The organism is Parenemella sanctibonifatiensis (assembly GCF_002250565.1).
In the GTDB taxonomy this organism is placed as follows: domain Bacteria; phylum Actinomycetota; class Actinomycetes; order Propionibacteriales; family Propionibacteriaceae; genus Parenemella; species Parenemella sanctibonifatiensis.
In genome coordinates, this window is record NZ_NMVJ01000001.1 from 747,325 (window position 1) to 773,844 (window position 26,520).

Here is a 26,520-nt window from a genome sequence, read left to right on the forward strand (position 1 = left end):
AGCAACCGCGGGAGAAGGTCCAGCATCATCGCCGCGCCTCGCGCGTCCGCCCGGGCACGACGGCGTCTTCATCGAATCTTGACTGTTTCACAGCCAAAACCCCACCCCACCCGGCGTTACATGGAAGAGCGATACCACCTACCGGTATCGGGTTGCGGAAGGAGACGGCGGATGAGCACGGCGACGTATGAGGTCGAGGGCCTGACGTGCGGGGCCTGCATCGGCGAGGTGCTCGGGAAGGTCCTCGACCTCGCGGGTGTCGACGAGGCGACGATGGACCGCACCGCGGACGCGTACTCCCTGACCGTGGTCGGCGCCCCTGCCCCGGACATCGAGGGTGTGCGCGGGGCGCTGCGAGCCGGGGGCTTCACCGTGACAGTGCGTGAGTCGGAGGTGTGAGCGGTGAATCTCAACGACTGGCTGGTGGTGGGTGTGGCGCTGGCGGTGACGGTGCTACTGGGCTGGTACTTCTTCGGGCCGAAGAAGTCCCGCCGGGCCGAGGTGGCCGATGGTGTCCAGGAAGTGACCGTCACCGTCAAGGGCGGCTACAGCCCGGACCTGATCGAGGTCCAGCCGGGAGTGCCGGTGCGGCTGGTGTTCGACCGCCAGGAGAGCGGCGAGTGCTCCTCGCGGGTGGTCTTCCCCGACTTCAAGATCAATCAGACGCTGCCCGCGAACGCCCAGACGGCGGTGCAGTTCCTACCCGAGGTGCCCGGGGAGTACACCTTCGCCTGCGGGATGAACATGCTGCACGGGCGCGTGCGCGTGGTGGACCGGCCCGGACCTACCACGATGATCCCGACCGAGACGGCCGTCGCGGTAACCGACCAACCCCGGCCGGTTACCGACGTGCCGACCGAGCCAGCGCCCGGTGTCCGGGTCGATGACGGAGTGCAGGTGGCGCAGGTCACGATCCGCGGCGGCTACCACCCCGACACCGTGCGGCTCGCCCCCGGTATGCCCACCCGGCTGGAGCTAACCCGCCAAGAGCAGGCGGCGTGCTCGGAACGGTTCGTGGTCCCCGCCCTCGGGGTGGACGTGGAGGTGCCCGCCTTCGCAACGACCACTGTCGAGCTGCCGGCCCTGCCGGAGGGCCGCCACGAGGTCACCTGCGGGATGGACATGCTGCACGGGGCCATCGACGTCGGTAACCACGACGACCGGGACCACGGTGATGCCCGGCACAGCGGAACCGGTGACCGCGCTACGCGCACTTCGCCGGGCGAGGACGCCGAGGCGCGGGAACGGGCCGCGGAGATCAGGGATCTGCGTCTCCGGGTCATCGTCGGCACCGTCTTGACGCTGCCGGTGCTGCTGGCGGTGATGGTCCACGAGTTCTTTGCGGCGACCTGGGTGCCCGAGGCGTTGCTGAACTCGTGGGTGCAGCTGGCGCTGATCACCCCAGTGTTTGTCTATACCGGCTGGCCGATCCACAAGACCGGATGGCTGGCGCTGTCACACCGCACTGCGGACATGAACTCCCTGATCACTCTCGGCACGATCGCGGCCTACGGGTACAGCCTGGTGGTGACCTTCGCCCCCGGCGCGGTACCCATCGAGGCCCGCGAGGTGTACTACGAGGCGGTCGGGGTGATCCTGACCTTGATCCTGCTGGGCCGCTGGTTGGAGACCAAGGCCAAGGCCGGCACCGGAGAGGCGATCCGGGCCCTGATCGGGCTGCAGCCGCGCACCGCGCGGGTGGTCCGCCGCGGGGAAGAGTTCGAGATCGGGCTTGAGGACGTCCTCGTCGGCGACGTGGTCGTGGTCCGTCCCGGCGAGAAGCTGCCCGTCGACGGCGAGGTGGCGGAGGGCAGCTCGGCGGTGGATGAGTCGATGGTGACCGGGGAACCGATCCCGGTGACCAAGACGGTCGGGGACACGGTGATCGGGGCCACGATCAACCAGACCGGCGCGTTCCGGTACACCGCCACCAAGGTCGGGGCGGACACGATGCTGGCCCAGATCATCAGACTGGTCCAGGAGGCGCAGGGCTCCAAGGCCCCGATCCAGCGGCTGGTGGACAAGGTGTCCAGCTATTTCGTGCCCGCGGTCATCGGCATCGCGATCTGGACGTTCGTGGTCTGGGCGCTGGTCGGGCCGGCCCCGGCGCTGGTGTTCGCGCTGGTGGCGGCGGTGTCGGTGCTCATCATCGCCTGCCCTTGCGCGCTGGGGCTGGCCACCCCGTTGTCGATCACCGTCGGCACCGGCAAGGGCGCCACCCACGGCGTCCTCATCCGCTCCGCCGAGGCGCTGGAGACCGCGCACAAGCTGGACACGGTGGTGCTGGACAAGACCGGCACGATAACCCAGGGCGCCCCCGCACTGACCGACGTCCTGCCCGCCGAAGGATTCACCGAGACCGAGCTGCTGATCCTGGTGGCGGCGGTGGAGCGCTCCTCCGAGCACCCGCTGGCCGCGGCGATCGTCGCCGGGGCCACCGGGCGCAGCCTAGACCTGCCAGCGGCCACCGCGTTCGACTCGGTCACCGGGCAAGGCGTGCGCGCCCTGGTCGAGGGCCGTGAGGTCGCCGTCGGGAACCGGCGCCTGCTGGAGGGTGCCGGCGTGCGGGTCGAGGCGGCCGCGGCCGACCGCCTGGCGGCGGACGGCAAAACGCCGATGTTCGCGGCGATCGACGGCCGTTTCGCCGGGGTCATCGGCGTGGCCGACACCGTCAAGGACGGCTCCGCGGCTGCCGTCGCCGCACTGCAGGCCCGCGGCATCGACGTGGTGATGATGACCGGCGACAACCGGGCCACCGCCGCCGCGATCGCCCGCCAGGTCGGCATCAGCCGGGTGGTCGCCGAGGTCATGCCGGAACACAAGGCCGCCGAGGTCCAGCGCCTGCAGGCCGAGGGCCGGGTGGTGGGGATGGTCGGGGACGGCATCAACGACGCTCCCGCCCTGGCCCAGGCCGACGTCGGCTCCGCGATCGGCACCGGCACCGACGTGGCGATCGAATCCTCCGACATCACCCTGATCTCCGGGTCGCTGTCCGGTCTGGTCACCGCGGTGGACTTGTCCCGGGCCACGATGCGCAACATCCGCCAGAACCTGGTCTTTGCCTTTATCTACAACGGTCTGGGCATCCCGATCGCCGCCGGGGTGCTCTATCCGGCGCTGGGCTGGATGCTCAGCCCGATGATCGCCGCGGCCGCGATGGCCCTGTCCTCCCTGTCGGTGGTGACCAACGCCAACCGGCTGCGCGCCTTCACCCCCAGGCCGATCCCCGAGGTGACGCAGGTCCCCGCCACCGACCCGGTGGTGGAGGTCGGGCACGGACCCGACGAAGAGAACACCCCCGAAGAGAAGGAGAACAACATGTCCCAGAAGCCCACAACGGTCACCGATCCCGTCTGCGGGATGAACGTCGAACCGTCAGCGGCCGCGTCGAGCCTCGACCACGAGGGGCAGACCTACTACTTCTGTTCCAACCACTGCGCCGAGAGCTTCCGGGCCGATCCGGCCAAGTACACCGGGGCGGGCACGCCCTGACCTCAGATTCGCCTGGGAGGCACCCGCGCATGGCTGCGGTGCCTCAGAGAAAGGTGCCTCAGAGAAAGGAGGACAGACCGATGACAACCATCCGGCCCGTGACGGGTTCGCGAGACGACGTGCTCGTCCGGCTGGCGCGGATCGAGGGTCAGTTCCGCGGCATCGCCCGCATGGTCGAGCAGGACAAGTACTGCATCGACGTCCTCACGCAGATCGCGGCCGTCAACCGGGCCCTGCAGTGCGTGGCGCTGGCCCTGCTGGAGGGCCACATGAGCCACTGCCTCATCGACGCCGCCAGCACCGGCGGCCCGGAACATGACGCCAAGCTCAAGGAGGCCTCCGCCGCCATCGCCCGCCTGGTGCGCAGCTAACCACCCATCGACGGGCCGCTAGGTGTGGACCGCGCGCGCCGGCGCGCTGAACCCATCACCACAGATCACGAACACAGACCACAAACACGCAGGGACCGGGAGGTCAACACATGAACGTTCAGGTTGCCGTCAACGGCTACGGGGTCATCGGTAAGCGAGTCGCCGACGCGGTGCGCTCGATGCCGGACATGGAGTTGGTCGGGGTCGCCGATGTGGCCCCCGATTGGCGCATCCGCACCGCCGCCGAACTCGGCATCACGGTGTATGCCGCCACCGAGACGGCTGGCACAGCGATGCGCGAGGCCGGCGTGCCGGTGGCCGGCACCCTGACCGACCTGCTTGACCAGGTCGACGTCGTTGTCGACACCACGCCAAAGCGAGTTGCTGCCACCAACCTGCCCACCTACCAGGCCGCCGGGGTCAAGGTGGTGCTGCAGGGCGGGGAGTCCCACACCACGACGGGGCACTCCTTCGTCGCCCAGGCCAACTACGCCAGCGCGCTGGGCCGGGACATGACCCGGGTGGTCTCCTGCAACACCACCAGCATCGTGCGCGTCCTCGGCGCCTTGCAGGATGCCGGGCTGCTGGCCCGGGCCCGCGGGGTGCTGATCCGCCGGGCCACCGACCCCAGCGAGTCCCACGAGGGCGGGATCATGAACACAATGGTGCCCGAGGCCGCCATCCCCTCCCACCAGGGACCGGACGCCAAGACCGTCCTGCCCGAGTTGGACGTGGTGACCATCGCCGCCAAGGCCGCCCACACCCAGACCCACAACCACTTCTGGACGCTGCAACTGACCCGTCCAGCAGACCGGGAGGACGTCCTCCAGGCCCTGCGGTCGGCACCGCGGATCGCGTTCATCCGCATGTCCGACGGGCTGACGGCGCTCAACACGACCGTGGAACTCATGCGCGACCTGGGCCGGCCCCGCGGGGACATGTGGGAGGTCGCGCTGTGGGAGGACGTCCTCAGCGTCGACGGCGACGAGGCCTACCTGACCTACCAGGTCAACAACGAGGCCATCGTCGTCCCGGAGACCATCGACGCCATCCGCGCCCTGACCAGCACGGCCCGCGACGCCGCCACCTCCATCGGACTGACCGACGAGGTCCTCGGCATGCGGCAGGAGTTCCTGGCCGCTGCAGGTCTGCCGTCGGGCCGGACAGCGCAGGGCTGATCGAGTGAGGAGATAACCAATGTCAGAGGCAGACCCCAATAAGCGCCATCACCGGGGTGCGGACCGCGGATCGGGTGAGTCCATCCGTCGGAACGCTGGGCACCGTGCCGGCGAGCACCGAGATCCACCGACAGCACCTCCCGCTGCATCACGCGGGCGGAATCAGCTCACCGAGGCCCCGGCTCCGGGGCACGACGAGGTCGTGAGTCACCCCGGGCATGCAGCGCACGATCCGCAGCTTGGCCCGGATGATCATGCTGGGCACGACAAGCATGAAGGCCACACCCCGGAGATGTTCCGCAACCGGTTCTGGGTTGCACTCGTCCTGACACTGCCGGTCGTGTTCTGGGCCGAGCACATTCAAGAGCTACTTGGCTACCAGGCGCCAGAATTTGCGGGTTCCACCTGGATTCCTCCGGTGCTGAGCACCGTGATCTTCATCTACGGAGGATGGATCTTCGTCCAGGGGGCCTGGCACGAGCTGCGGGCCCGGCTCCCGGGCATGATGACGCTGATCGCCCTGTCCATCAGCGTGGCGTTTGTGTTCTCGTGGGTGGTGCAGCTCGGGCTCCTCGATGCCGAGCCCCTGTGGTGGGAGCTGGCCACCCTGGTGACCATCATGCTCCTCGGGCACTGGGTGGAGATGCGTTCGATCGACCAAGCCCAGGGCGCGCTTCAGGAGTTGGCGAAGCTGCTGCCGGACCTGGCGACGCGCATCACCGACGGCGGCGAGGAGACCGTGGCCGTGGCGGAGTTGCAGGACGGCGACGTGGTGCTCGTGCGACCCGGTGAGAGCATCCCCGCTGACGGGGTCGTGCGACGCGGAACAAGCGAACTCAATGAGGCGATGATCACCGGGGAGTCCCGCCCAGTGAAGAAGAGCGAGGGGCAGGACGTCCTCGCCGGGACGATCAATGGCGAGGGTTCCCTGCGGGTGGAGGTGACCGGGACCGGAACGAACACCATGCTCTCGGGAATCATGCGGCTGGTCTCGGAGGCGCAGGGGTCGAAGTCCCGAGCCCAGCATCTGGCCGACCGTGCCGCTCAGCTGCTCACCGCGGTGGCCCTGGTTGCCGGCGTCTTGACCCTGATCGTGTGGCAACTCCTGGGGGCCCCTATCGACTTCTCCATCGTACGCGTGGTCACGGTGCTCGTGATCGCCTGCCCGCACGCGCTGGGCCTGGCCGTCCCGCTGGTGGTGGCGATCTCGACCACCCTCGGTGCCCAGAACGGGCTGCTGGTGCGCGATCGAAGGGGCCTGGAAGAGGCCCGCCTCTTGAACGTGGTGGTCTTCGACAAGACCGGCACCTTGACCCTGGGTGAGTTTCGCGTCGTGAATCTGGCGGTAGCGGATGGCGTCACGGAGGAGGACGCCCTGCGGATCGCTGCCGGTGTCGAGGCGGAATCTCAACACCCCATCGCCCGGGGGATCGTCACCACGGCGCAGGACCGTGGAATCGACGTTCCCTCCCCAGAGGGGTTCCGCTCGATCACCGGCAAGGGCGTTGCGGCGTCGGTGGATGGAGCGGAGTACCACATGGGTGGACCCCGTCTTCTCGAGGCCGAGGAGGCACACGTGCCTGAGGCCCTGCGGGCGGCCGCGGCCCAGGCCTCCGAGCGGGGTCAGGCGGCCATCTACCTCCTTCAAGACGGCAAGGCCCTGGGCGTGTTCGTCGTGGCGGACGCCGTCCGCGAAGAGAGCCGTGAGGCAATCAGCGCGCTCCACGAGCGTGGTATCGAGGTGGCCATGCTCACCGGCGACTCGTGGCCAGTTGCCAACGCGGTGGCTGAGGAGCTGCAGATTGACACCGTGTTCGCCGAGGTGCTGCCCGAGGACAAGGCCTCAAAGATCCGCGAGCTGCAGCAGGAAGGCCGGAAGGTGGCCATGGTGGGCGACGGAGTGAACGACGCTCCGGCGCTGGCCACCGCTGACCTCGGGATCGCTATCGGCGCCGGAACTGACGTCGCCGTGGAAGCCGGTCACATCGTGCTTGTTCGGTCCGATCCCCGCGACATCCCTCGAATCGTCACATTGTCCAGGGCCACGTACCGAAAGATGATGCAGAACCTCTGGCTGGCAGCCGGGTACAACATCGTGGCCATCCCACTGGCAGCAGGGGTACTGGCCGGGTGGGGAACTCTCCTGACGCCAGCGCTGGGTGCGGTACTCATGTCGGCGAGCACCATCGTCGTCTCCCTCAACGCTCAGCTGTTGAGAAGGGTCGAGATGTAGCTGGCCACCCCCGTCACCCCCGTCGTTGCCAGCGACCCCCTCGGCCGGGAGTCCGGAGCGCCGCGACCACCGCGCGCTGGCCGCATGATCTGGATCACCGCAGCCTGGGGCGCGTGCTTCGTGGCGATCGAGTGGGGCCTGCGGGACGCGCCCGTCCTGTGGTACGCCGCGCTGCGGGCCCTGCTCGCGGGTGCCGCGCTGGTCGCGCTGGGTGCTACTCAACGCCGCCCGGCACCGGCAGCGGCACGGGACTGGGCCTGGATCACGGTGCTGGGACTAGTGAACGTGACCGTCGCGTTCGCTGCGATGTTCGCCGGCGTCGACACCGGTGCGACCGGCACCGCGGCGGTGTTCGCGAATGCTCAGCCCCTGCTCATCCTGGTCCCCGCGTGGTGGCTGTACGGAGAGAAGCTGTCGGCCCGCACCAGTGCCGCACTGGGCCTGGGCTTCATCGGCCTGGTTTTGGTCGCGGTCCCTGGCGGCGGAGGCAGCGGGGCCGTGCTGTCGCTGGTGTCCGCCGCGGCGGTCACCGCCGGGACGCTGCTGTCCCGGCGCCTGCGCGGAGTCGATGTCGTGGTGTTCACCGGATGGCACCTGCTCGTCGGCGGGGCCGCCCTGGCGGTGGTGGCTGCGGTGGCGGAGGGACCTGCGGTGATCGTCTGGACCCCACGGTTCGTGCTCGCCCTGCTCTTTCTCGCCCTGGTCGGCACGGCGGCCACCACGGTGGCGTGGTTCGCGGAGGCGCGCCGTTCGCGCCTTGACACACTCACCGCCTGGACGTTCCTCACCCCGGTCGTCGGGATCGGGATCGGTTTTGCGGTGCTCGGCGAACGCCCGACTGGGTGGACCGCCGCGGGTCTGGTCGTGGTCCTGGCCGCCACGTGGATCGTGTTGCGGCGCCCGGCCCCACCAGCGCCACACCGACCGACCGATCCGGCGCCGGCGGCGGACCCTCCGGTTGATCCCCATTACCGATCTGGAGGCGCGCGATGACCCGGACGACGACACACGAGCAGGGTCGACCGCCCGCACCGGCAGGCGCCACGCCCCCGCAGGAGGCGGTGATTTTCGACCTGGACGGCGTCGTCACCAACACCGCCACCGTGCACGCTGCCGCCTGGAAGCGCCTCTTCGACGAGGCGCTGGCCGACCCCCGGCTGGACGGCGGCCCGTACGCTCCCTTCGACGTCACCGAGGACTACCGGCGCTACGTCGACGGGCGCTCCCGCGAGGACGGCGTGGCCGCCTTTCTGGCCGCCCGCGGCATCGAGATCAAACCGGGCGCTGATGGCGGGGCGGCCGACGACTGGTCGGTACGCGGGCTCGCAGCACGGAAGAACCGGATCTACCTCGACCTGCTCGCCGAGCAGGGCGTGCGGGTGTTCCCCGGCACGGTGGACCTGCTGCAGCGTCTGCGGGCCGGTGGGGTGCCGGTGGGCCTGGTGACCGCCAGCCGCAACGCCGAACAGGTGCTGGCCGTGACCGGACTGAACGGGCTCTTCGACGTGGTCGTGGACGGCCGGCAGGCCGAGGAACTCGGTCTGCCGGGCAAGCCCGACCCCGCCATGTTCCTGCGGGCGGCCGAACGGCTCGGCGTCGACCCGGCCCGCGCGGCGGTGGTCGAGGACGCCGTCGCCGGGGTCCGTGGCGCCCGGGCCGGGGGTTCGACCTGGTGGTCGGGGTGGACCGGGCCGGTGATCGTGCCGCCCTGGAGGCCGCCGGGGCCAGCATCGTCGTCACCGACGTCTCCGAACTGGACCTCGGGGCGCTGCGCGCCGACCCCTGGACCCTGGTCTATGCCGGGTTCGACCCGGCCCACGGGACCCACCGGGCGCTGGCCAACCGTCACCTGCGCGTCCTGGGCGCCGACACGCTCGGCGACGGCTCCCTGCTGGTGGAAGTGGAGACCACGCAGAGCCGGATCCGGATCGCCACCGCAGCGCGCACCACCATCACCGGCGCGGCCGCTGCACCTCCCGTGCCCGAACTCGTCGGAGACCGGCACGCCCAGCTCTTCCAGTTCTCGCTCCGGGACCGCGTGCCGGTGACGGTCGACAAGACGGTCACGATGTTCACCTCCAAAGACCGGGCGATCGCCGCCCCCGCGCTGGCCGCAGCCGGTGAACTGGGCTGGGCGCGCGGCGGGTTCACCGACCTGCTGCCCGCCCACGAAAACGCCTGGGCGCGGCTGTGGGACCGCTTCGGCGTCACCCTGGACGCCGACACCCAGACCCAGCTGGTGCTGAACCTGCACGTCTTCCTGTGATGTCTCACGAGATCGTGGACGGTTGTGTCTCGGGACATCGTTGACGGTCGGGTGTCTCATGAGTTCGTGGACGGTCGGTTCTGGGTGGGGCCGTGCCAGCCGTGGCGGGTCGCGGGCTTCTCGTAGGTCGCGATTGTGTGTCCTTGTGCGTCGGTGAGGGTGACGGTGCCGGCATCCCAGCTGATCGCGACGTGTACTGGTAGCACCGATTGTTGCTGAGTCGCGTATTCATCAGATGTCGACTGCTGTTTCGCCTTGTGGCGGAGGCTGATGCATCTGGCGATTGATCAGCCTGTGCTGTATAGTTCAGTGCATGCTGACTATTGCTTCTCGACTCGACGTCATGAACCGGCTCGGCCGGGCCATGGCGGATCCGACGCGTTCCCGGATCCTGATGACCCTGCTCGAGGGACCGAGCTACCCGGCGGTGCTCTCGCGTGAGCTGGAGCTGACTCGCTCGAACGTGTCGAACCACCTCACCTGCCTGCGCGACTGCGGCATCGTGGTCGCTGAGCCGGAGGGTCGCCAGACTAGGTATGAGATCGCTGATCCGCACCTCGCGGCCGCTCTCATCGCGCTGGTGGATGTGACTCTGGCTGTCGACGAGCACGCTCCGTGCGTGGACTCGTCGTGCACCGTTCCGGGTTGCTGCGGAGCGGGAGCAGACGCGTGAGCGCGGCATGCGGCTGCGAGCACGAGCCGACGACCACGGCAGTCGATGAGAGCGAGGAGAAGGAGCGGCCCTGGTGGAGGGACCGCGGGATCATGGTGCCGGTCTTCTCCGGTGTCGCGTTCCTCGCTGGTCTGATCCTTGAGTGGTCCGGCATGGAGATCCCGGCACTGGTGCTGTTCTGGGTCGGCTTGCTGCTGGGCGCGTCGACGTTCACGCCGGGCGCGATCCGGAAGCTGTTCAAGGGCAAGCTGGGCATCGGGCTGCTGATGACGATCAGCGCGGTCGGCGCAGTCGTCCTCGGCTACGTCGAAGAGGCTGCGGCGCTGGCGTTCCTCTACTCGATCGCAGAGGCGCTGGAGGACAAGGCGATGGACCGCGCCCGCGGCGGGCTGCGAGCGCTGCTGAAGCTGGTCCCCGACACCGCGACCGTGCGCCGCGACGGCGCTTTGGTGGAGATTGCGGCGAAGGACCTCGCGGTCGGGCAGGTCATGGTGGTTCGTCCCGGCGAGCGGATCGCGACCGACGGAGTCGTCCGTGCGGGGCGCTCCAGCCTGGACACCTCGGCGATCACGGGCGAGTCGATCCCGGTCGAGGTCGAGCCCGGCGACGCCGTGTCGGCCGGCGCGATCAACAGCGCCGGTGCGCTGGAGGTCGAGACGACGGCGGCGGGCACCGACAACTCGCTCACGACCATCGTGGAGCTGGTGGAGCAGGCGCAGGCGGAGAAGGGCGAGCGAGCGCGCCTCGCGGACCGGATCGCGCGCCCGCTGGTCCCGGGCGTGCTGGTCCTCGCGGCCCTGGTCGCCCTGGTCGGCTCGCTGTTCGGGGACCCGGAGCTGTGGATCACCCGAGCCCTCGTCGTCCTCGTCGCCGCCTCCCCGTGCGCGCTGGCGATCTCGGTGCCGCTGACGGTGGTCTCGGCGATCGGCGCGGCGAGCAAGTTCGGCGTGATCATCAAGTCCGGCGCGGTGTTCGAGCGCTTCGGCACGGTCCGCCACGTCGCCGTCGACAAGACCGGCACCCTCACCGGCAACGAGCCCGCCGTCACCGCGGTCCTCGCCGCGGACGGCGTGACCGACGCCCAGGCGCTGGCCTGGGCGGCCGCGCTGGAGCAGCACAGCACGCACCCGCTGGCCGCGGCGATCACCGCCGCAGCCCCCGGAGCCCAGGCTGCGGAGGGCGTGACCGAGCAGGCCGGGCACGGCATCGAGGGCAAGATCGACGGGACTCGGATCACCGTCGGCAGCCCCCGCTGGCTCGACGCCGGGGTGCTCGGCGACCAGGTCGCGGGCCTGGAGGAGCAGGGCATGACCGTTGTGATCGTGCACCGCGACGGGGCCCCTGTCGCCGCGATCGGCGTCCGCGACGAGCTGCGTCCCGAGGTCCCCGAAGTGGTGCGGACTCTCGCGGCGCAGGGCGTCGGGGTGACGATGCTCACCGGCGACAACGCCCGCACGGCACGGGCGCTGGCAGCGCAGGCCGGTATCAGCGACGTGCGCGCGGAACTGCGTCCCGAAGACAAAGCGACCGCGATCGGGGAGCTGTCAAAGGCGGGGTCGGTTGCAATGATCGGCGACGGCATCAACGACGCCCCCGCTCTGGCCGCCGCGGACATCGGCATCGCGATGGGCGCGACCGGCTCGGACGCGGCGATCGAGTCCGCCGACGTCGCGTTCACCGGCCACGACCTCCGCCTCATCCCGCGCGCGTTCGACCACGCCCGCCGCGGACGCCGCATCATCAACCAGAACATCGTCCTGTCGCTGCTGATCATCACCGCGCTGCTGCCGCTCGCGCTGTTCGGCGTCCTCGGACTCGCCGCTGTGGTGCTGGTCCACGAGATCGCCGAGGTCGTCGTGATCCTCAACGGACTCCGCGCCGCCCGCACGCGTACCCCACGGCTGGAGAGCTGATGCTTGCGACCATCGGCTCCGCGATCGGCTTGTTTGCTGCGACCAACATCGATGACATCGTCGTGCTGACCGTGCTGTTCCTGGCCTCCAGCCGAGGGAAGCCGCGACCGTGGCAGATCGTCGCAGGCCAGTACCTCGGGTTCATCACCCTCGTCGTGATCAGCGTGATCGCCGCGCTCGGCCTGACCATCGTCCCCGACGAATGGGTGGGCTTCCTCGGCCTGATCCCGCTCGGCATCGGCATCTGGACCCTCGTGCGGGGCCTGCGACGCAACGGTGACGACGATGACGACGACGAGAAGATCACCGCGGTCGGGCTGTGGGGCGTCGCCGGGATCACGATCGCCAACGGGGCCGACAACATCTCCCTCTACACGCCGATCTTCCGCACCAGTTCGCCCGGCGACGTCGTCGTCATGATCGCGGTGTTCCTCGTCCTCGTCGCCGTCTGGTGCGCTGCTGGACGCCTGATCGGAACCCACAAGGCCGTCACCGAAACGCTTGAACGCGTCGAGCACTGGCTCGTACCCGTCGTGTTCATCGGCCTGGGCCTGTTCATCCTGATCGATTCCGGCGTCATCGTCCGCCTCGTCGAGGTCCTCGCATGACCCCGGACGCGGCTGCCGATGCTGAGCTGACGTCGGGAGAGCGGCAGCAGAGGGGGCGTTGGCGGCTCACGGCGGGGGCACTCGCGCTCGGCGGGCTCGTCCTCCTGATCGATCAGGGGACGAAGGCATGGGCGGAGGCCATGCTCACAGTAAAGCCAGGGCCGATCGGGGGTGACGGCGACGTTGAGCCGGGTGGTCTGTTGGCTGATCGGCTCGGGGTTGGTGGCGGATCGGATGAAGTTGAGGATGGAGCGGACTGCCGAATGTCCGAGGCTGACCGCCAGCACCAGGACCACCTCGATGGTCAGGCCACGGCGGTGGTCGGGGTTCACCGGGGTGACCCAGTCCGTGCCGAAGATCCGGCTCATCGTCAGTCGTCCGCGGTTCATCCGGCGAGGTGACGCCGGGTGAAGGCCAGCGCCTCGGCCAGCACCTTCTCCCGTTGCGCCTTGCTGCCCGCCGAGCGGGTGTTGACCTCGAGGATGACGTCGCCGGTGAAGTCAACCTCCACCAGGTGCCTCAGCAACTCGTCGGCGTGCTGGTCGCCCTCACCGGGCGACAGGTGCTCGTCCTTGAAGGAGCCGCGGCCATCGGTGAGGTGGACGTGTCGCAGTCGCTCACCCCAGCTGCGCGCCAGCTCCAACGAACTGCCGCCGGCGGTGGAGGCGTGGGAGAGGTCCAAAGTCAGGTGCTCGTAGGGCAGATGGGTGGGGTCCCAGTGCGGCAGGTACGCCTCGGCGTGCACCCGCTGCTGACCGGGCACCTTCCACGGATACATGTTCTCCATGGCGATGGTGACCCCGTGCTTGGCCTCCAGCTGTGGAATCAGCTCCGGGAAACCTTCGGCGTCCTTGCGCTGCCACCGAAACGGCGGGTGCACCACGACCGTCGGCGCACCGAGCTCCTCAGCAACCTCAGCAGCGCGGGTGAGCCGGGCCGTCGGCGTACGCCCCCACACTGGCTTGGAGACGAGCAGGCAGGGGGCGTGGATCGCCAGCACCGGGACCTGGTGGAAGGCCGCCAGCTTGGCCACCGCGACCGGGTCAGCGGCGATCGCATCGATGCCGACCATCACCTCGACACCGTCGTAGCCGAGCTTGCCGGCGACCTCGAAGCCACTGGAGGTGCCTTCGGGATAGACCGACGAGGTCGACAGGGCGACTCGGCGGATGTCAGCGGACTCAGTCACGCCATCAGCCTAGTTGCTCCCCGCTGCACGGGGCTGCGGCGATCGACTGCCATGATTCGGGAGCCTCGATTTCCCGTTCCCGCGTGGTTGCTGGACAATGACGCCATGCATGTCGACCACCTCATTTTTGCAGCCGGTCCCGACGGGATCTCCAGTGTCGTCGACCAGCTGAGTGAGCAGCTGGGCGAACGTTTCCGCGACGGCGGCTTCCACCCGCGGTTCGGCACGCGCAATCACATCCTCCCGCTGGCGGACCGTCGCTACATCGAGGTCGTCGAGGTGCTGGACCACCCGGCAGCCGACAAGGCGCCCTTCGGACAGGCCGTGCGGGCCCGTTCCGAGATGGGCGGCGGCTGGCTGGGCTGGGTCGTCTCGGTCGAGGACCTGAAGCCCTATGAGTCGCGGCTGGATCGCGACGCCGTGCCCGCCTCGCGACAGTTCCCCGACGGCCGTCGGCTGGAGTGGAAGCAGATCGGCATCCGTGACCTGATCGCTGACCCGCAGCTGCCCTACTTCCTCAAGTGGGGCTCCCAGCCCGAGCTGCTGCCCAGCGCCCTGGGCGGCGACATCTCGGTGGCCCGGATCGAAATGTCTGGTGACCGCAACCGGGTCGAGGAATGGCTCGGCGTCGAGGTCGGCGACTCCTTCGACGGCATCCAGCTCGAGTGGAGCTCCCCCAACGCCTACCCCGGCGTCAACGCCGTCACCTTCCTGACCCCGAACGGCCCGGTCCGGATCTGAACCGCCGACCGCGACCCGGACAGGAGAACTAAGCTGGCCGGGTGACGCAGTCGTTTCGTTCCCCCCTGTCCTTCCGGTCATCGCTGGCCGGGATCCCCGCGTACGCCGCTGGCAAGCCGGCTCCTCAGATCCCCGGCCTGACCAGCTTCAAACTGTCCTCCAATGAGGTCCCCTTCGGACCGTTGCCGCAGGCGGTCGAGGCCGCACATGAGGCGCTGGTGGCGGGGCAGCTCTATCCCGATGCGGGCGCCGCCGCGTTGCGGCTGGCGATTGGCGGCTTCCACGGTCTGCCCGAGGACCAGGTGCTGGTCGGGTCCGGCGCCGTCGGCGTCCTCTACGAACTGTTGACCGCACTGTGTGAGGCCGGCGACGAGGTGGTGTACGCGTGGCGCTCCTTCGAGGCGTACCCGATCGCCGTACAGCTGACCGGCGCCAGCTCGGTGCGGGTGCCGCTGACCGCTGAGGCCGGCCACGACCTCCCGGCCATGGCGGCGGCGATCACGCCGGCCACCAAAGCCGTCATCATCTGTACGCCCAACAACCCGACCGGTGTCGGCCTCAGCCACGACGAGATCGCCGACTTCCTCACCCAGGTGCCTGACACGGTGGCCGTCATCCTCGACGAGGCCTACCACGAGTTCGACGACTCCCCGGATCGGGTGCGGGCCGTCGAACTGCTGGAGCTCCACCCCAATCTGGTGGCGTTGCGGACCTTCTCCAAGGCGTACGGGCTGGCCGGGCTGCGCATCGGTTACGGCCTGGCGCGCGCGGAGGTGGTCGCCGAGGTGGGCAAGGCACACCTGCCGTTCTCTGCCAGCAGCGCCGCCCAGGCCGCTGCGATCGCGAGTCTGGAGCACAGCGACGCCGGCCTCGCCCGGCTGCGTCCGGTGCTGGCCGAGCGGGCCCGGCTGGTGGCCCTGCTCGCCGAGAGCAACATCGAGGTGCCGAGCACCTCGGCCAACTTCGTCTGGCTCGAGACCGGTGAACGTACCGATGAGATCGCCGAGGCACTGAGCGCCGACGGCATCACCGCCCGACCGTTCGCCGGCGAGGGGATTCGCGTCTCCGTCGGCACCGCCGAGGCGACCGACCGGGTCGTGGGGGCACTGCTGCAGGTCTGGTGAGCCGCGTAAGGTCTAGGCCATGAGCGACAGCCAGATCCGGGTCGGCGTCATCGGCGCCGGCGGCAATACCCGACGCCATCACATCCCCAAACTGCAGGCGATTGACGGCGTCGAGGTGTCTGCGGTCAGCAACCGCAGCGTCGAGTCGGGCCAGCGGGTCGCCGACGAGTTCGGGATCGCGCAGGTGTACGCCGACTGGCCCACCCTGATCGCCGACGACAGCCTGGACGCGATCGTCATCGGGACCTGGCCCGACATGCACGCGCAGCTGTCGATCGCCGCGCTCGAAGCCGGCAAACATGTCCTGTGCGAGGCCCGGCTGGCGCGTACCGTCGCCGAGGGCCGCGCGATGCTGGCCGCCGCCCAGGCCCGTCCCCAGTTGGTCGCGCAGGTGGTGCCGGCGCCCTTCACGCTGGCCAGCGATCGCACCATCGAGTCGCTGTTGGCCACCGGCACGCTCGGCGACCTGATCAGCGTCGAGGTGGTGGAACGGTCCGTCGTGGATCCCGGGGAGCCGCTGCTGTTCCGGCACCAGCGCCGGCTCAGCGGGGTGAACGTGATGACGCTGGGGATCCACTACGAGTCCCTGCGTCGCTGGCTCGGGGACGCCACCCGGGTGAATGCCGTGGGCCGCACCGCGGTGGGTCGCCGTCCCGACGCCGACGGGGTGCTGCGCCCGGTCGACGTGCCGGATCACTTGGAGGTCACCGGCGTACTCGCCAGCGGCCCGCAGCTGCGGATCCTGCTGAGTCAGGCCACCGCGCCGGCGGGCGGGCAGGCCAACGGAATCTACCTGTACGGCACCACGGGCACTTTGCACATTGCTGGCGAGCAGCTGACCCTGCACCGGCTCGATTCAGCTGCCGAAGAGGTCGAGTTGATCTCGCCGGTCGGCTGGCGGGTCGAGGAGGAGTTCATCGGCGCCATCCGCGGTGAGGAGCCGGTCCGCTTCACCACCTTCGCCGACGGGGTGGAATATCTGCGCTTCACCGAGGCGGTGGACCGCAGCCTGCACGAGCACCGACAGGTCAGCCTGAGCGAGATCTGAGATTCTGTCGGTCCCTCACCGTAGGCTCTGGGTGTGGCGACAAAGACGAAGAAACCGGGCTTCCACTGCACCGAGTGCGGCTGGACCAGCCTGAAGTGGGTGGGCCGCTGTGGCGAGTGCCAGGCCTGGGGCAGCATCACCGAGGATGCCGCACCCAAGCTGCGCCACGTCGCCAGCCAGGTGCCGACCAGCAAGGCGGTGCCGATCACCGAGGTGGAGGCCGGGGCCGCCCGGCGTACGCCCACTGGGATCGGCGAGTTGGACCGGGTGCTCGGCGACGGCCTGGTGCCCGGTGCGGTGGCGCTGTTGGCCGGTGAACCAGGCGTCGGCAAGTCGACCCTGCTGTTGGAGGTGGCCGCCCGTTGGGCCGAGCGGGGCCGCCGCACGCTTTATGTGACCGGCGAGGAGTCCGCCGCCCAGGTCCGGATGCGGGCCGGGCGTACGGGCGGCCTCGCCGACGAGCTCTATCTGGCCGCCGAGACCGACCTTGGCACCATCCTGGGACATGTCGAGGAGGTCGAGCCGAGCCTGATGGTGGTCGACTCGGTGCAGACCATCGGTACCGCTGAGGCAGACGGCTCACCGGGCGGCGTGACCCAGGTGCGGGAGGTGACCGGCGCCCTGGTCCGGGTCGCGAAGCGGCGCGGGATGGCGGTGATGATCGTCGGCCACGTCACCAAGGACGGCGCCATCGCCGGGCCGCGGCTGCTGGAACACCTGGTCGATGTGGTGCTGAGTTTCGAGGGCGAACGGCACAGCGGCTTCCGGATGGTCCGGGCCACCAAGAATCGATTCGGACCGGCCGACGAGGTCGGCTGTTTCGAGATGGTCGAGTCGGGCATCGTCGAGGTGCCCGACCCGTCGGGGCTGTTCACCTCAGGGCTGGAGGCCACCGCCCCGGGCACCTGCCTGAGCGTGGCAATGGAGGGCCGGCGGCCGCTGATGACCGAGGTGCAGGCCCTGGTCGCGACGGCCAGCAACCAGAACAATCCGCGCCGGATCACCCATGGCGTCGACCATTCCCGGGTGGCGATGGTGTTGGCAGTGTTGGAGCAGCGGCTGCGGCTGCCGGTGCAGACCCGCGACGTCTACGTCTCCACCGTGGGTGGAGCACGGATGGCCGAGCCGGCCGCGGATCTGGCGATCGCCGTGGCGGTGGCCTCAGCCTTCCTCCAGCGCCCGGCACAGCTGAGCAGCGAGTCCAGCCACCCGGTGGTGGCGCTCGGTGAGGTCGGACTGGCCGGCGAGCTGCGCAGGGTGCCGGGCACCGATCGACGAGTCGCCGAGGCACGCCGGTTGGGCTATGCCGACTGCGTCGTACCCCAGGCCGGATCCGACCGCGCCGAGGGCAAACGGGTGGAGCGGGTGCGGACCGCCGACACGGTCCGCAATGCGCTGTGGTCCCTGGGACTGATCAAGGGCGACTGACTCCGTAGACTTCCGCCATGGCTGCCGATCCGACCGACTCCCCGGCGCGTACCGCCGACCGCGTCGCGCGCTACAAGGCGCTGCTGGCGCCCGGGTCCGGTCTCCGCGAAGGCCTGGAACGGATCCAGCACGGGCGTACCGGAGCGTTGGTGGTCCTCGGCTACAACCGGGACGTCGCGGGCCTGTTCACCGGCGGCTTCGGCATCGACGTCCCGTTCGCACCGACCTCACTGCGCGAGCTCGCCAAGATGGACGGCGCCATCCTGCTGTCCTCGGACCTGTCGCGGATCCTGTACGCCGGCGTACACCTAGCTGCGTCGCCGGAGATCCCGACCGTGGAGACCGGAACCCGACACGGCGCCGCAGACCGGTTCGCCCGCCAGACCGGCGTACCGGTGGTGACGGTGTCGGCGTCGATGTCGACCATCGCCCTCTTCCTCGAGGGCGAACGGCATCCGATCCTGCCGCCCGGCGAGCTGATGAACCGGGCCAACCAGTTGCTCAAGACCCTTGGCCAGTACGCCGATCGGCTGCGTCAGCTGCTCGCCACGTTGACCACTGCCGAGTTGCATGACCAGGTCACCGATCGGGATGTGGCCTCCGTGCTGCAGCGCTGGGAGATGTCGCGGCGGCTGCACGTGGAGACCAGCGCCGCGGTTCGCGAGCTTGGCACCGACGGGCGGCTGTTGGGACTCCAGTTGCAGGAGTTGTGGCCCGACCTGAGTGGCCAGATCGAACTTCTTGCCCTGGACTACACCACCGTCGAAGGCGACCCGTTGGACGTGACGGCGCTGGCCGCGCTGTCCACCCATGACGTGCTGAACCTCGACCTGGTGCTGCGCGAGCTGCGGCTCGCCCCCGACGACATGGGCGGACACGGCCACCGGGTGCTGGCACAGATCCCCGGACTGCCCTCCACGGTGGGGCCGCGACTGGTGGCGCACTTCGGCACCGTGCAGAATCTGGTGGCCGCGCCGCAGCACGAGTTGCAGGGCATCGAGGGCGTCGGAGAGCAACGGGCCAAGGCGATCCGGGAGGCGCTGCTGCGCCTCGAGGAGCCCGGCGGCTAGGACGAGCGGCCGACCAGACTGTTCAGGTGAGGATGGCGTCGTGCCTGACGAAGAGGGTGTCGCGGCAGACCGCGACCGTATCGACCGTGAACTGCGAGCTCTCGAACCGATCACTCATCGCCTTCCACGGTGGCGGTTGGGATCACCGACGCAGCAACGATGACGGGGCGGCAGGTTGGTCTGCCGCTGCGGCTGGCCGTGCGCAACTACAGCCCGCTGTAGCTGTGCAGGTCAAACGGCCCGAATCACCTGCGCAACGACTGGATGCTGTAGTTGTGCAGGTGAAACGGGCCGAATCACCTGCGTAGCGACTGGATGCTGTAGTTGTGCAGATCGGCCTCGGCGATCCAGAAGCTCCTGGACGTTCACTGGCGCGGGCTCGCTCAACCACCGCGCCATGAATCATCAGAATTAGTGTTCGATTTGTGACTCGATACTCTAGTGTTTGTCGGCCCTCGCAAGTAGACTAAGGGCATTCAGTCGAACATCAGTTCGGCGCACCGATGGAGGTGAATCCCGTGACCGATCCCCACACCGCAGCGCTCGAGGTGATCTCTGAGATCCGTGCCGCTCGGCAGGAGAGGTTGGAGGCGGAGGCGCGGGAGTTCATGAAGGTCGCCGAGTTTGCCGACCTCTACGACGCCGACTGGTACGCCATCGAATACCCGAACGGCCCCGGCCCGGTAGGCGAACGTTTGGTCCGTCCTGGCGGTGAGGGGACGCCGTTGGTCGGCGAGTTCTGCGTCCTCGAGTTGGGTGCGGCGCTGGGGATCTCGGGTGACGAAGCACACCTGTTGCTCGCGGATTCACTCGCGTTGCGGGGTCGGTTCCCGAAGACGTGGACAGTGCTCGGTGAAGGCAAGCTGCGGGTGTGGCAGGTACGCCGCCTCATCGGCGAAACCCGCGAGCTGCCCGTCGAGCTGTGCACCAAGATCGACGCCCAGGTCGCCGAGTTCGGGACCTCCATGGGCAAACAAGCCCTCAAAAACCTGATCGAAGCCATCGTCCTCGAACACTCACCCGAAACCGCACAGACTGCGCACGAGGCGCAGCTCGCCGGCCGGCATGTATCGATCGACCACCGCGGCGACGGCGTCATCCGTGAAATCCATGCCAGCGTCGACGTGACCACCGCGATCCACCTCGACGCGCAACTGAATCGGATCGCGACGATCATCGGCCAGAGCCAACTCCGCAACCGCCAAGCCGACACCACTACAGGCGATGTGCCAGCGACCATGGACCCGCGCGAGATCCGCAGGGCCCTCGCGTTGGGGATCCTCGCGACGCCGGCCCGGGCCCTGCACCTGCTCCAGGAATCGCTGATCGACCAGCTCGACGATGCCGACCTGGCGTCCGCACCGGACGAGGGCCACCTCCACGACAGCGCCACCGTCGGTGCGGTCGAGCAGACCAACGCGACCGGTTGCTCGATGGCGGGCTCGCCGACCCACCTGTGTGGTCAGGTCACCGTCGACCCCACCAAACTGCTCCCGAAAGCCCAACTGGTCGTCCACGTGACCGATGCCAGCTTGAAGGACGGCGGCGTTGCCCGCGTCGAAGGCGTCGGCCCGGTCCTCACCAGCTGGTTGAAAGACCTGCTCGCCGACTCCCACGTGACCGTCCGCCCCGTGTTGGCACCCGACCAAGCCTGGGCAACCGAGGCCTACGAAATCCCCGAAGCCATGCGGGAGTGGGTGACGCTCCGAAACCCGACCTCAATCTTCCCCTTCTCCACCCGCAACAGTCGCAAGCTCGACATCGACCACACCATCCCTTGGGCGCCGACGCGACCGACGACCGCGCGCGACGGCGGTCAGGAATTGACGGTCCGCGACTCGGGGATTGCTTCACTTCGCGAGTCGGCCACCCCAATGACTGGCGCACCGACGCGACTCACGGGCGTGCCCGATCCCGATCCAGACGACCGGGCTCGGTCCAACGCGGACCCGCCCCTCACCCGGCTCGAGAATCTCGGCCCACTCGACCGAAAGCCGCACCGAGCAAAGACCCACGGCGGGTGGCAGGTCTGCCAACCGAGTCCAGGCGTCTTCATCTGGACATCACCGCTCGGACTGAAATACCTCGTGACCCCCAGCCACACCTGGCTGATCCACGACCCGAACGAATCCATCTCGGTCGCCTCAGCAGCCTGACCGAGGGCCCCGTAGACCCACCGCCGATCCGCCGCTCGCCCACCACTGCCTGATCTCCCGGGCACCCACCGGGGGCCATCAGGCTGACCGGGGTCGACCTTGGTGACGGATTCGGTGGGTTTGCTGTCTGGACTGGTCGCGCACCCGGTCGACGGCCTCCCAGCACTTCGTTGATCTTGGTGAGACCGGCGACTTCCTCTTCGCGACGCCGCACGTCTTCCACTCGGGCGGCCCGTACGCGGGCCAACTCGAGCTCGAGCTGCTTGATCCTCTCGCTGTCGCCATCAGTCATGGCGGCGAAATCCCTCACAGCCGTCGCCTACCCACCACGCCGCCCTGCAGGCACTCGGCGTACGCCCCCAGCGGACCTGCGCAACCACGGTCCCGCGTGGTTTACGCACGCGATTCGGGCCAGCGGACCTGCACAACTACAGCCCCACGTAGTTGAGCCCGCGGCACGGCCCAAGCGAGTCGCACGATGGCCGGGACCCCGGGCGTACGGAGGACGAAACCTCAACTTGTTGAGCTTTCGCGCCCCAAGCCGAATCTGGCCCCCGAACCCCAACGTGTTGAGGTTTCGACTTCCCAGTGCCGTCCGACGGCTCAAAGGTGGGCGTTGGGGGCGGTGTCGGGGTGTGGCGGGCGTACCGGAGCGGTACCCGACGCAGTCGGAGCCCGCGTAGGTGGGCGGACGCCGCCCCCAACCCCACCGGAGGCAACGATGAACTGGTGGAGCTAAGGCCCAGCGGGAACCAAGTCCAGATCAGCGGGCGAGCCGACTCGAGTCCGACGACTGCAGGACGAGGCGCGAGACCAGGTCAGCGCGAGCTGACTCAGCCGCGGACCACGTCCAGGACCAGGCGCTCGGTCGCACCATCGGCCAGGGAGATCGTCGCCACGTAGGTGCCCGGGTTCAGCGAGTCGGAGAGCTTGCAGCCCTGGGACCGCTGAACCGTCCACTCCATCGTCCAGTCCACCGCCTGCTGCGGCTCGAGCATCGCCTGCTTGGTCGGGAACCATGCCTGGCAGTCACGGCTGGACCAGATCCGGTCCTTGCCCGAGGTGATGAGCAGCTCAGTGTTGGACTGGTCCAGCGTCAACTCACATGCCTGCTCGGCATTGTTGATCGCCGACAGCTGCAGCTGGGCCGGCGCGCCCATCGGCGTACGCCGCTCCCCCATCAGCACCAACGTCACGGCCTTGGGATCGCATTTGTGCGGACCCTCCGGGGCCGGCTCGGGTGCCGGCGCCGGTGCGGGCTGGTCACCCTCCGGGCCGGGCGCGGGCTCCTGCTCCGGGTGCGGCTCGCCCTCGGGCGCAGGTGCGGACTCCGGGGCCGGCGCGGGCGCCGGGCTCTCGAACCCACCGCCCCGCTCGGCGGGAGCCTGATCCGTCTGAGACTCGGACGACTCCGGCGCCTCGCCGGGGGTCTCCTCGGGCAGCGGGTCGCCGGGCGGCAGATCGCCCTCACCGGAGTTCTCGCTGGCGTTGGGTTCGGTCGAGGACGGGCTCTGTTCGGTGGTGGGGGCCGACAGCGGCTGCGCTTGCCCCGACCCACCATTGAGCAGGGTGACGCCGACACCGAGGCCGACCACCAGGACCAGCGTCACCGCAAGCACGACGCCGCGACGCAGCCAGTAGACTGACTGACCTTCCGGTCCGACGGGATGCAGCAAGCTCCTCATGGGTGGACCATAATCAACGGCTTCCGTCACACCCGGTTGCCACGCCGAGAACCCCACAACAACGGGCATTTTTCACAAGGACGTTCGATGGATCGCAGCAGCACCGTCACCGCGATCCGATCATGGTTCGCCGACAACGCCCGCGATCTGCCGTGGCGTCGGCCCGAAGCCACCCCCTGGCAGATCATGGTCAGTGAATTCATGCTCCAACAGACCCCGGTCGCCCGCGTTCTCGGCCCCTGGCAGGCATGGGTGGACCGGTGGCCCGAACCCGCCGCCCTCGCCGCGGCGCCGACCGGCGACGCGATCCGAGCTTGGGGCCGCCTCGGCTACCCCCGACGAGCCCTCCGGCTGCACGCGGCCGCGACCGCCATCACCGACCGCCACGATGGTCAGGTCCCCGACGACCACGACCAACTCCTCGCGCTGCCTGGCGTCGGCGCGTACACCGCCGCCGCCATCCACGCCTTCGCGTTCGGCGGCACCGCCCCGGTCCTCGACACCAACGTCCGCCGGGTGCTGCTCCGGCTCAGCTCGACCACCGCCCTGCCGCCAGCCCACATCACTCGAGCCGAACGCGACCAGGCTGCCGACTGGGCACCCGACCATCGCCCCGACCAGTGGTGGGCAGCCGCCATGGAGCTCGGCGCCCTGGTCTGCACCGCGCGTACGCCTGACTGCACCAGCTGTCCGGTCGCCTCGGCCTGCACCTGGCTCGCGGCGGGCCAGCCACCCCCGGACCAACCTCGCCGCGGACAGGCCTGGGTCGGCACTGATCGGCAGTGCCGCGGCGCGCTGATGGCCGTGCTGCGATCCCACGACGGCGAGGTGTACACCGACGAGCTCGCAGCGGCGTGGCAGGACGGCGCCCAGCGGGAACGCTGCCTCGCATCACTGGTCGCCGACGGTCTGATCGTCGTCACCGATGTGGGACACCGGCTGCCGTGACTCGGCCGAAACCGGTCGACATGACTATCCTTGCCGGGTGCCCCTGTCCCGTCGCGCCCTGCTGAGCGCCGCCGCGTTGTCCGTGGTGGCCGCCGGCTGCACCCCGGTCGAGGACATCGCCACGCCCACCCGGCGCCGCTTCGACAACGTCGCACCGGCCCGCGAGGTCACCTGGTGGACCAGCACACCCACCGGCGAGGAGCTCATCGAAGAGGCCTTGGCGATGCGGTTCACCAACGCCAATCCCGAGCTGCGTGTCGTCATCCGTCGCTTCGAGGACCAGCCCTCGCTGATGAGTGAGTACGAGGCCACCGCTCCGGCCGCGCGACCCGACCTGTTCACCATCAACAGCAATGCCTGGTTCGACCTGATGCAGCGGCGCGCAATCCTGCCGCTCAACGAACTGCTCACCTACACCGCCGCTCCGTCTGGCGACCTGCGGGTGCCGCTGGTCAACGCCTTCATGCACGAGGGCGAGATCTGGGGCCTTCCCTTCGTCATGTCGATCCCGGCGATGTACTTCAACCGGGACCACTGGGCCAAGGCGCAGCTGCCCGACAACTCGCCGCCGCTGTGGTCCGACCTCACCGACTGGGCCACGCTGCTGCGGCAGGCCACCCCCGAGGTCCCCAGCGTGTACGCCGACCCGCTGCTCACTCCGCTGGCGCCCTGGCTGCTGCAATCCCGACTCTGGGCCCTCGACGGGGCCCTGTCCGAAGGCTGGCAGAGCCGGATCACTGACCCTCAGACCATCGCAGCGCTGCGATATCCGCAGACCGCGGCTGCCGAAGGCTGGCTCACCACCCCGGACGACCCGATCCAGTCGTTGCTGGACGGTGAGGTCTCGATCGCCATGGGCACCGTCACCGACCTGCCCCGCGTGGTCGCCTCCGGCGCCAATATCGGCATCGGCGGCGTCCCCGGCGCCCGGCTCTCCGGCGTCACTGCCACGGTCGGCGGCAGCGGGCTGGCCATCAGCTCCGAACGGGACCGCAGCCATCAGTTGACGGCCGCGATGTTCCTGCGCCACACCATCGAGACCACCATCTCGGTGCCGGTGGCGCGCTGGACGGGCGCGATCCCGGTCCGGATGGCCACCTCGGTGAACGACATCGTCGAACCGCTGGCACCGATGCGGCACATGATGGATCTGATGCTGCCCAACGCCCGCCAGCAGGATTTCTTCCGGACCCGGCTGCCCGGCGCCGACGCCCACATCAGCGCAGCCTTCGCGGCCAGCCTGACCGGCGACATCCCTACGATCGCCGCCGACCTCGACGCCGCTCTCCAGATGATCTTCGACGAGCAGGTCCAGCCGAACCTCTGAGTACGCCGCGGTCCGGTCAGTCGAGGTCCGCGATCAGCGCCTGCTGATCGGCCACATCCGCCTCCACCTGAGACAGGTCCCCGGCTGCCTCGGCCAACTCCTGTTCGACGGCGACCAACTCGTCCTCGGCGGCGCGCAGCCGCTCCGTCAGGTCATCGCGCCGGGCCCGGGCACGTTCGGCACGCTCCGCGACCCGTTCGTGGGCCGTCTGGGCTCGGTCCCGGGAGCGCACCAGCCCGGCCAGCATCCGTTCGGCTCGGTCCCGCATCGCCTGCCGTCGTTCAGCCTCCAGCCGGGCCTGTTCCTTCGCCCGTTCTTCCTTGGCCTGTGCTTCGGCCCGCTCCCTCGCAGCTCGATCCGCGGCGGCTTCCTGGTCCTCGGGTCCGGCGACCCGCAGTTTCGGGCGGTCCGACGGTTCGGGCGTACGATCCGCCGGCTCCACCGGCAAGAGTTCGGGATCGGCGGCCAGCGCATTCTCGAGGTCGACCCGGCCAAACCCGGCATAGCTGAGGCTGCGCGCCAGCGTCCCCGATCGCAGCGCCGCCTCGGCGTCAGGATCGGCCAATGCTGCGCCCAACGTTGCGTGGATCTCGTCGAGCGTGGCCTGGCTCGGCGAGGCGCCCTGCTCCCGCACCAGGTCGGCCACCTCGCGTACGGCCTGGGCCTCGAGCTGCTTGCGCTGCGCGCTGAAACCCGCCAACTCCGCCACCGACAAGGTCTGGTGGGCGGCCCGCATCGGCTCAGCCAGCTCCAGGAACTGCATCAGCAACGGCAGCTGTGCTCGTACCGCCCGGTTGAGATGGCCGGCCGCGACCGTGGGCCGCCGCAGTTTGCTGATCCGCTGGGCGAGGTCGCGGTCCTTGACGGCCTTGGCCCGTTTCACCCAGGCATCACGTTGGCTGGTGAAGTCGCGGGGGTCCAGTGCGTACAGCTGGTCGGCGATCGCGCGCAGCGACGGCAACCGCGCCTCCCCCTCAGCCATGTCCGCCACGATAGCCGGGCAGCACACAGCTGCGCCCGCACCTCTCCCAGTGAACACAGGGCGGTGCGGGCGCAGCAGGTCAGGCATT

At 69.3% G+C, this 26,520-nt stretch carries 21 protein-coding genes and 2 pseudogenes; 20 read left to right on the forward strand and 3 right to left on the reverse strand.

The window, feature by feature from the left end:
• Positions 1-171 precede the first annotated feature (171 nt).
• From CGZ91_RS03565 to CGZ91_RS03610, 12 genes and pseudogenes are all read left to right on the forward strand, one after another.
• Positions 172-399, forward strand: coding sequence for a heavy-metal-associated domain-containing protein (locus tag CGZ91_RS03565; RefSeq protein WP_094452566.1), 228 nt, complete (start codon positions 172-174; stop codon positions 397-399).
• A 3-nt stretch (positions 400-402) separates the two neighbouring features.
• The gene (locus tag CGZ91_RS03570) at positions 403-3,492 is read left to right on the forward strand and encodes a heavy metal translocating P-type ATPase (protein ID WP_094452568.1); all 3,090 of its coding nucleotides are present in this window, start codon (positions 403-405) and stop codon (positions 3,490-3,492) included.
• A gap of 98 nt (positions 3,493-3,590) precedes the next feature.
• Entirely contained in the window at positions 3,591-3,863 is a 273-nt protein-coding gene (locus CGZ91_RS03575; RefSeq protein ID WP_229116395.1) for a metal-sensitive transcriptional regulator, read from the forward strand.
• A 110-nt stretch (positions 3,864-3,973) separates the two neighbouring features.
• The gene (locus CGZ91_RS03580; protein WP_094452572.1) at positions 3,974-5,041 is read left to right on the forward strand and encodes a type II glyceraldehyde-3-phosphate dehydrogenase; all 1,068 of its coding nucleotides are present in this window, start codon (positions 3,974-3,976) and stop codon (positions 5,039-5,041) included.
• A gap of 202 nt (positions 5,042-5,243) precedes the next feature.
• A complete protein-coding gene (locus tag CGZ91_RS03585) occupies positions 5,244-7,274 on the forward strand; it encodes a copper-translocating P-type ATPase (protein ID WP_229116396.1) in 2,031 nt (676 codons plus the stop codon).
• An 84-nt stretch (positions 7,275-7,358) separates the two neighbouring features.
• Positions 7,359-8,267 carry a DMT family transporter gene (locus CGZ91_RS03590; protein ID WP_094452576.1) on the forward strand — a complete coding sequence of 303 codons (909 nt, stop codon included), beginning with the start codon at positions 7,359-7,361 and terminating at the stop codon, positions 8,265-8,267.
• Positions 8,264-8,881, forward strand: a pseudogene (locus tag CGZ91_RS14915) (HAD family hydrolase); the annotation flags it as partial. The gene CGZ91_RS03590 and the pseudogene CGZ91_RS14915, both read left to right, overlap by 4 nt.
• 293 nt (positions 8,882-9,174) lie before the next feature.
• Positions 9,175-9,297 (forward strand): annotated as a pseudogene (locus tag CGZ91_RS14920) (hypothetical protein); the annotation flags it as partial.
• A gap of 45 nt (positions 9,298-9,342) precedes the next feature.
• Entirely contained in the window at positions 9,343-9,540 is a 198-nt protein-coding gene (locus CGZ91_RS14500; protein WP_229116398.1) for a hypothetical protein, read from the forward strand.
• Positions 9,541-9,853: 313 nt separating this feature from the next.
• Positions 9,854-10,213, forward strand: coding sequence for a Cd(II)/Pb(II)-sensing metalloregulatory transcriptional regulator CmtR (gene cmtR, locus CGZ91_RS03600; protein ID WP_026936347.1), 360 nt, complete (start codon positions 9,854-9,856; stop codon positions 10,211-10,213).
• Positions 10,210-12,126, forward strand: a complete 1,917-nt coding sequence (locus tag CGZ91_RS03605; RefSeq protein WP_094452578.1) for a heavy metal translocating P-type ATPase — start codon at positions 10,210-10,212, stop codon at positions 12,124-12,126. Before cmtR ends, CGZ91_RS03605 begins: the two co-directional genes overlap by 4 nt.
• A complete protein-coding gene (locus CGZ91_RS03610; protein ID WP_026936349.1) occupies positions 12,126-12,734 on the forward strand; it encodes a cadmium resistance transporter in 609 nt (202 codons plus the stop codon). The genes CGZ91_RS03605 and CGZ91_RS03610 overlap by 1 nt, the downstream gene beginning before the upstream one ends.
• A 385-nt stretch (positions 12,735-13,119) precedes the next feature.
• On the opposite strand, the gene CGZ91_RS03620 is transcribed toward CGZ91_RS03610, so the two are convergent.
• Complete coding sequence (locus CGZ91_RS03620; RefSeq protein WP_094452582.1) at positions 13,120-13,923, reverse strand: sugar phosphate isomerase/epimerase family protein; 804 nt, start codon at positions 13,921-13,923, stop codon at positions 13,120-13,122.
• Between the two features lie 105 nt (positions 13,924-14,028).
• Between CGZ91_RS03620 and CGZ91_RS03625 the strand changes: the two genes are divergently transcribed.
• The 6 genes from CGZ91_RS03625 to CGZ91_RS03650 all read left to right on the forward strand — a co-directional run bounded on the left by CGZ91_RS03625 (position 14,029) and on the right by CGZ91_RS03650 (position 21,490).
• On the forward strand, positions 14,029-14,664 hold the full coding sequence (locus tag CGZ91_RS03625) for a VOC family protein (protein ID WP_094451808.1): 636 nt from the start codon (positions 14,029-14,031) through the stop codon (positions 14,662-14,664).
• Positions 14,665-14,705: 41 nt separating this feature from the next.
• Positions 14,706-15,788 (forward strand): histidinol-phosphate transaminase, encoded by a 1,083-nt coding sequence (locus CGZ91_RS03630; RefSeq protein ID WP_094452584.1) that lies wholly within the window; start codon positions 14,706-14,708, stop codon positions 15,786-15,788.
• A 19-nt stretch (positions 15,789-15,807) separates the two neighbouring features.
• The gene (locus CGZ91_RS03635; protein WP_094452586.1) at positions 15,808-16,836 is read left to right on the forward strand and encodes a Gfo/Idh/MocA family protein; all 1,029 of its coding nucleotides are present in this window, start codon (positions 15,808-15,810) and stop codon (positions 16,834-16,836) included.
• Positions 16,837-16,869: 33 nt separating this feature from the next.
• Complete coding sequence (gene radA, locus CGZ91_RS03640) at positions 16,870-18,264, forward strand: DNA repair protein RadA (protein ID WP_094451715.1); 1,395 nt, start codon at positions 16,870-16,872, stop codon at positions 18,262-18,264.
• A 17-nt stretch (positions 18,265-18,281) separates the two neighbouring features.
• Positions 18,282-19,334 carry a DNA integrity scanning diadenylate cyclase DisA gene (gene disA, locus CGZ91_RS03645; protein ID WP_094451714.1) on the forward strand — a complete coding sequence of 351 codons (1,053 nt, stop codon included), beginning with the start codon at positions 18,282-18,284 and terminating at the stop codon, positions 19,332-19,334.
• A gap of 518 nt (positions 19,335-19,852) precedes the next feature.
• Positions 19,853-21,490, forward strand: coding sequence for a DUF222 domain-containing protein (locus CGZ91_RS03650; protein ID WP_179229194.1), 1,638 nt, complete (start codon positions 19,853-19,855; stop codon positions 21,488-21,490).
• An 833-nt stretch (positions 21,491-22,323) separates the two neighbouring features.
• Here the strand turns inward: CGZ91_RS03650 and CGZ91_RS03655 are convergent.
• On the reverse strand, positions 22,324-23,175 hold the full coding sequence (locus tag CGZ91_RS03655; RefSeq protein WP_144276766.1) for a hypothetical protein: 852 nt from the start codon (positions 23,173-23,175) through the stop codon (positions 22,324-22,326).
• An 87-nt stretch (positions 23,176-23,262) separates the two neighbouring features.
• On the opposite strand from CGZ91_RS03655, the gene CGZ91_RS03660 reads away from it, so the two are divergent.
• A complete protein-coding gene (locus CGZ91_RS03660) occupies positions 23,263-24,123 on the forward strand; it encodes an HhH-GPD family protein (RefSeq protein ID WP_094452592.1) in 861 nt (286 codons plus the stop codon).
• Between the two features lie 37 nt (positions 24,124-24,160).
• Positions 24,161-25,450, forward strand: coding sequence for an extracellular solute-binding protein (locus CGZ91_RS03665; RefSeq protein ID WP_179229195.1), 1,290 nt, complete (start codon positions 24,161-24,163; stop codon positions 25,448-25,450).
• A gap of 16 nt (positions 25,451-25,466) precedes the next feature.
• Here CGZ91_RS03665 and CGZ91_RS03670 read toward each other — a convergent pair whose 3' ends face one another.
• Positions 25,467-26,432 (reverse strand): hypothetical protein, encoded by a 966-nt coding sequence (locus tag CGZ91_RS03670; protein ID WP_144276767.1) that lies wholly within the window; start codon positions 26,430-26,432, stop codon positions 25,467-25,469.
• Between the last annotated feature and the right edge of the window lie 88 nt (positions 26,433-26,520).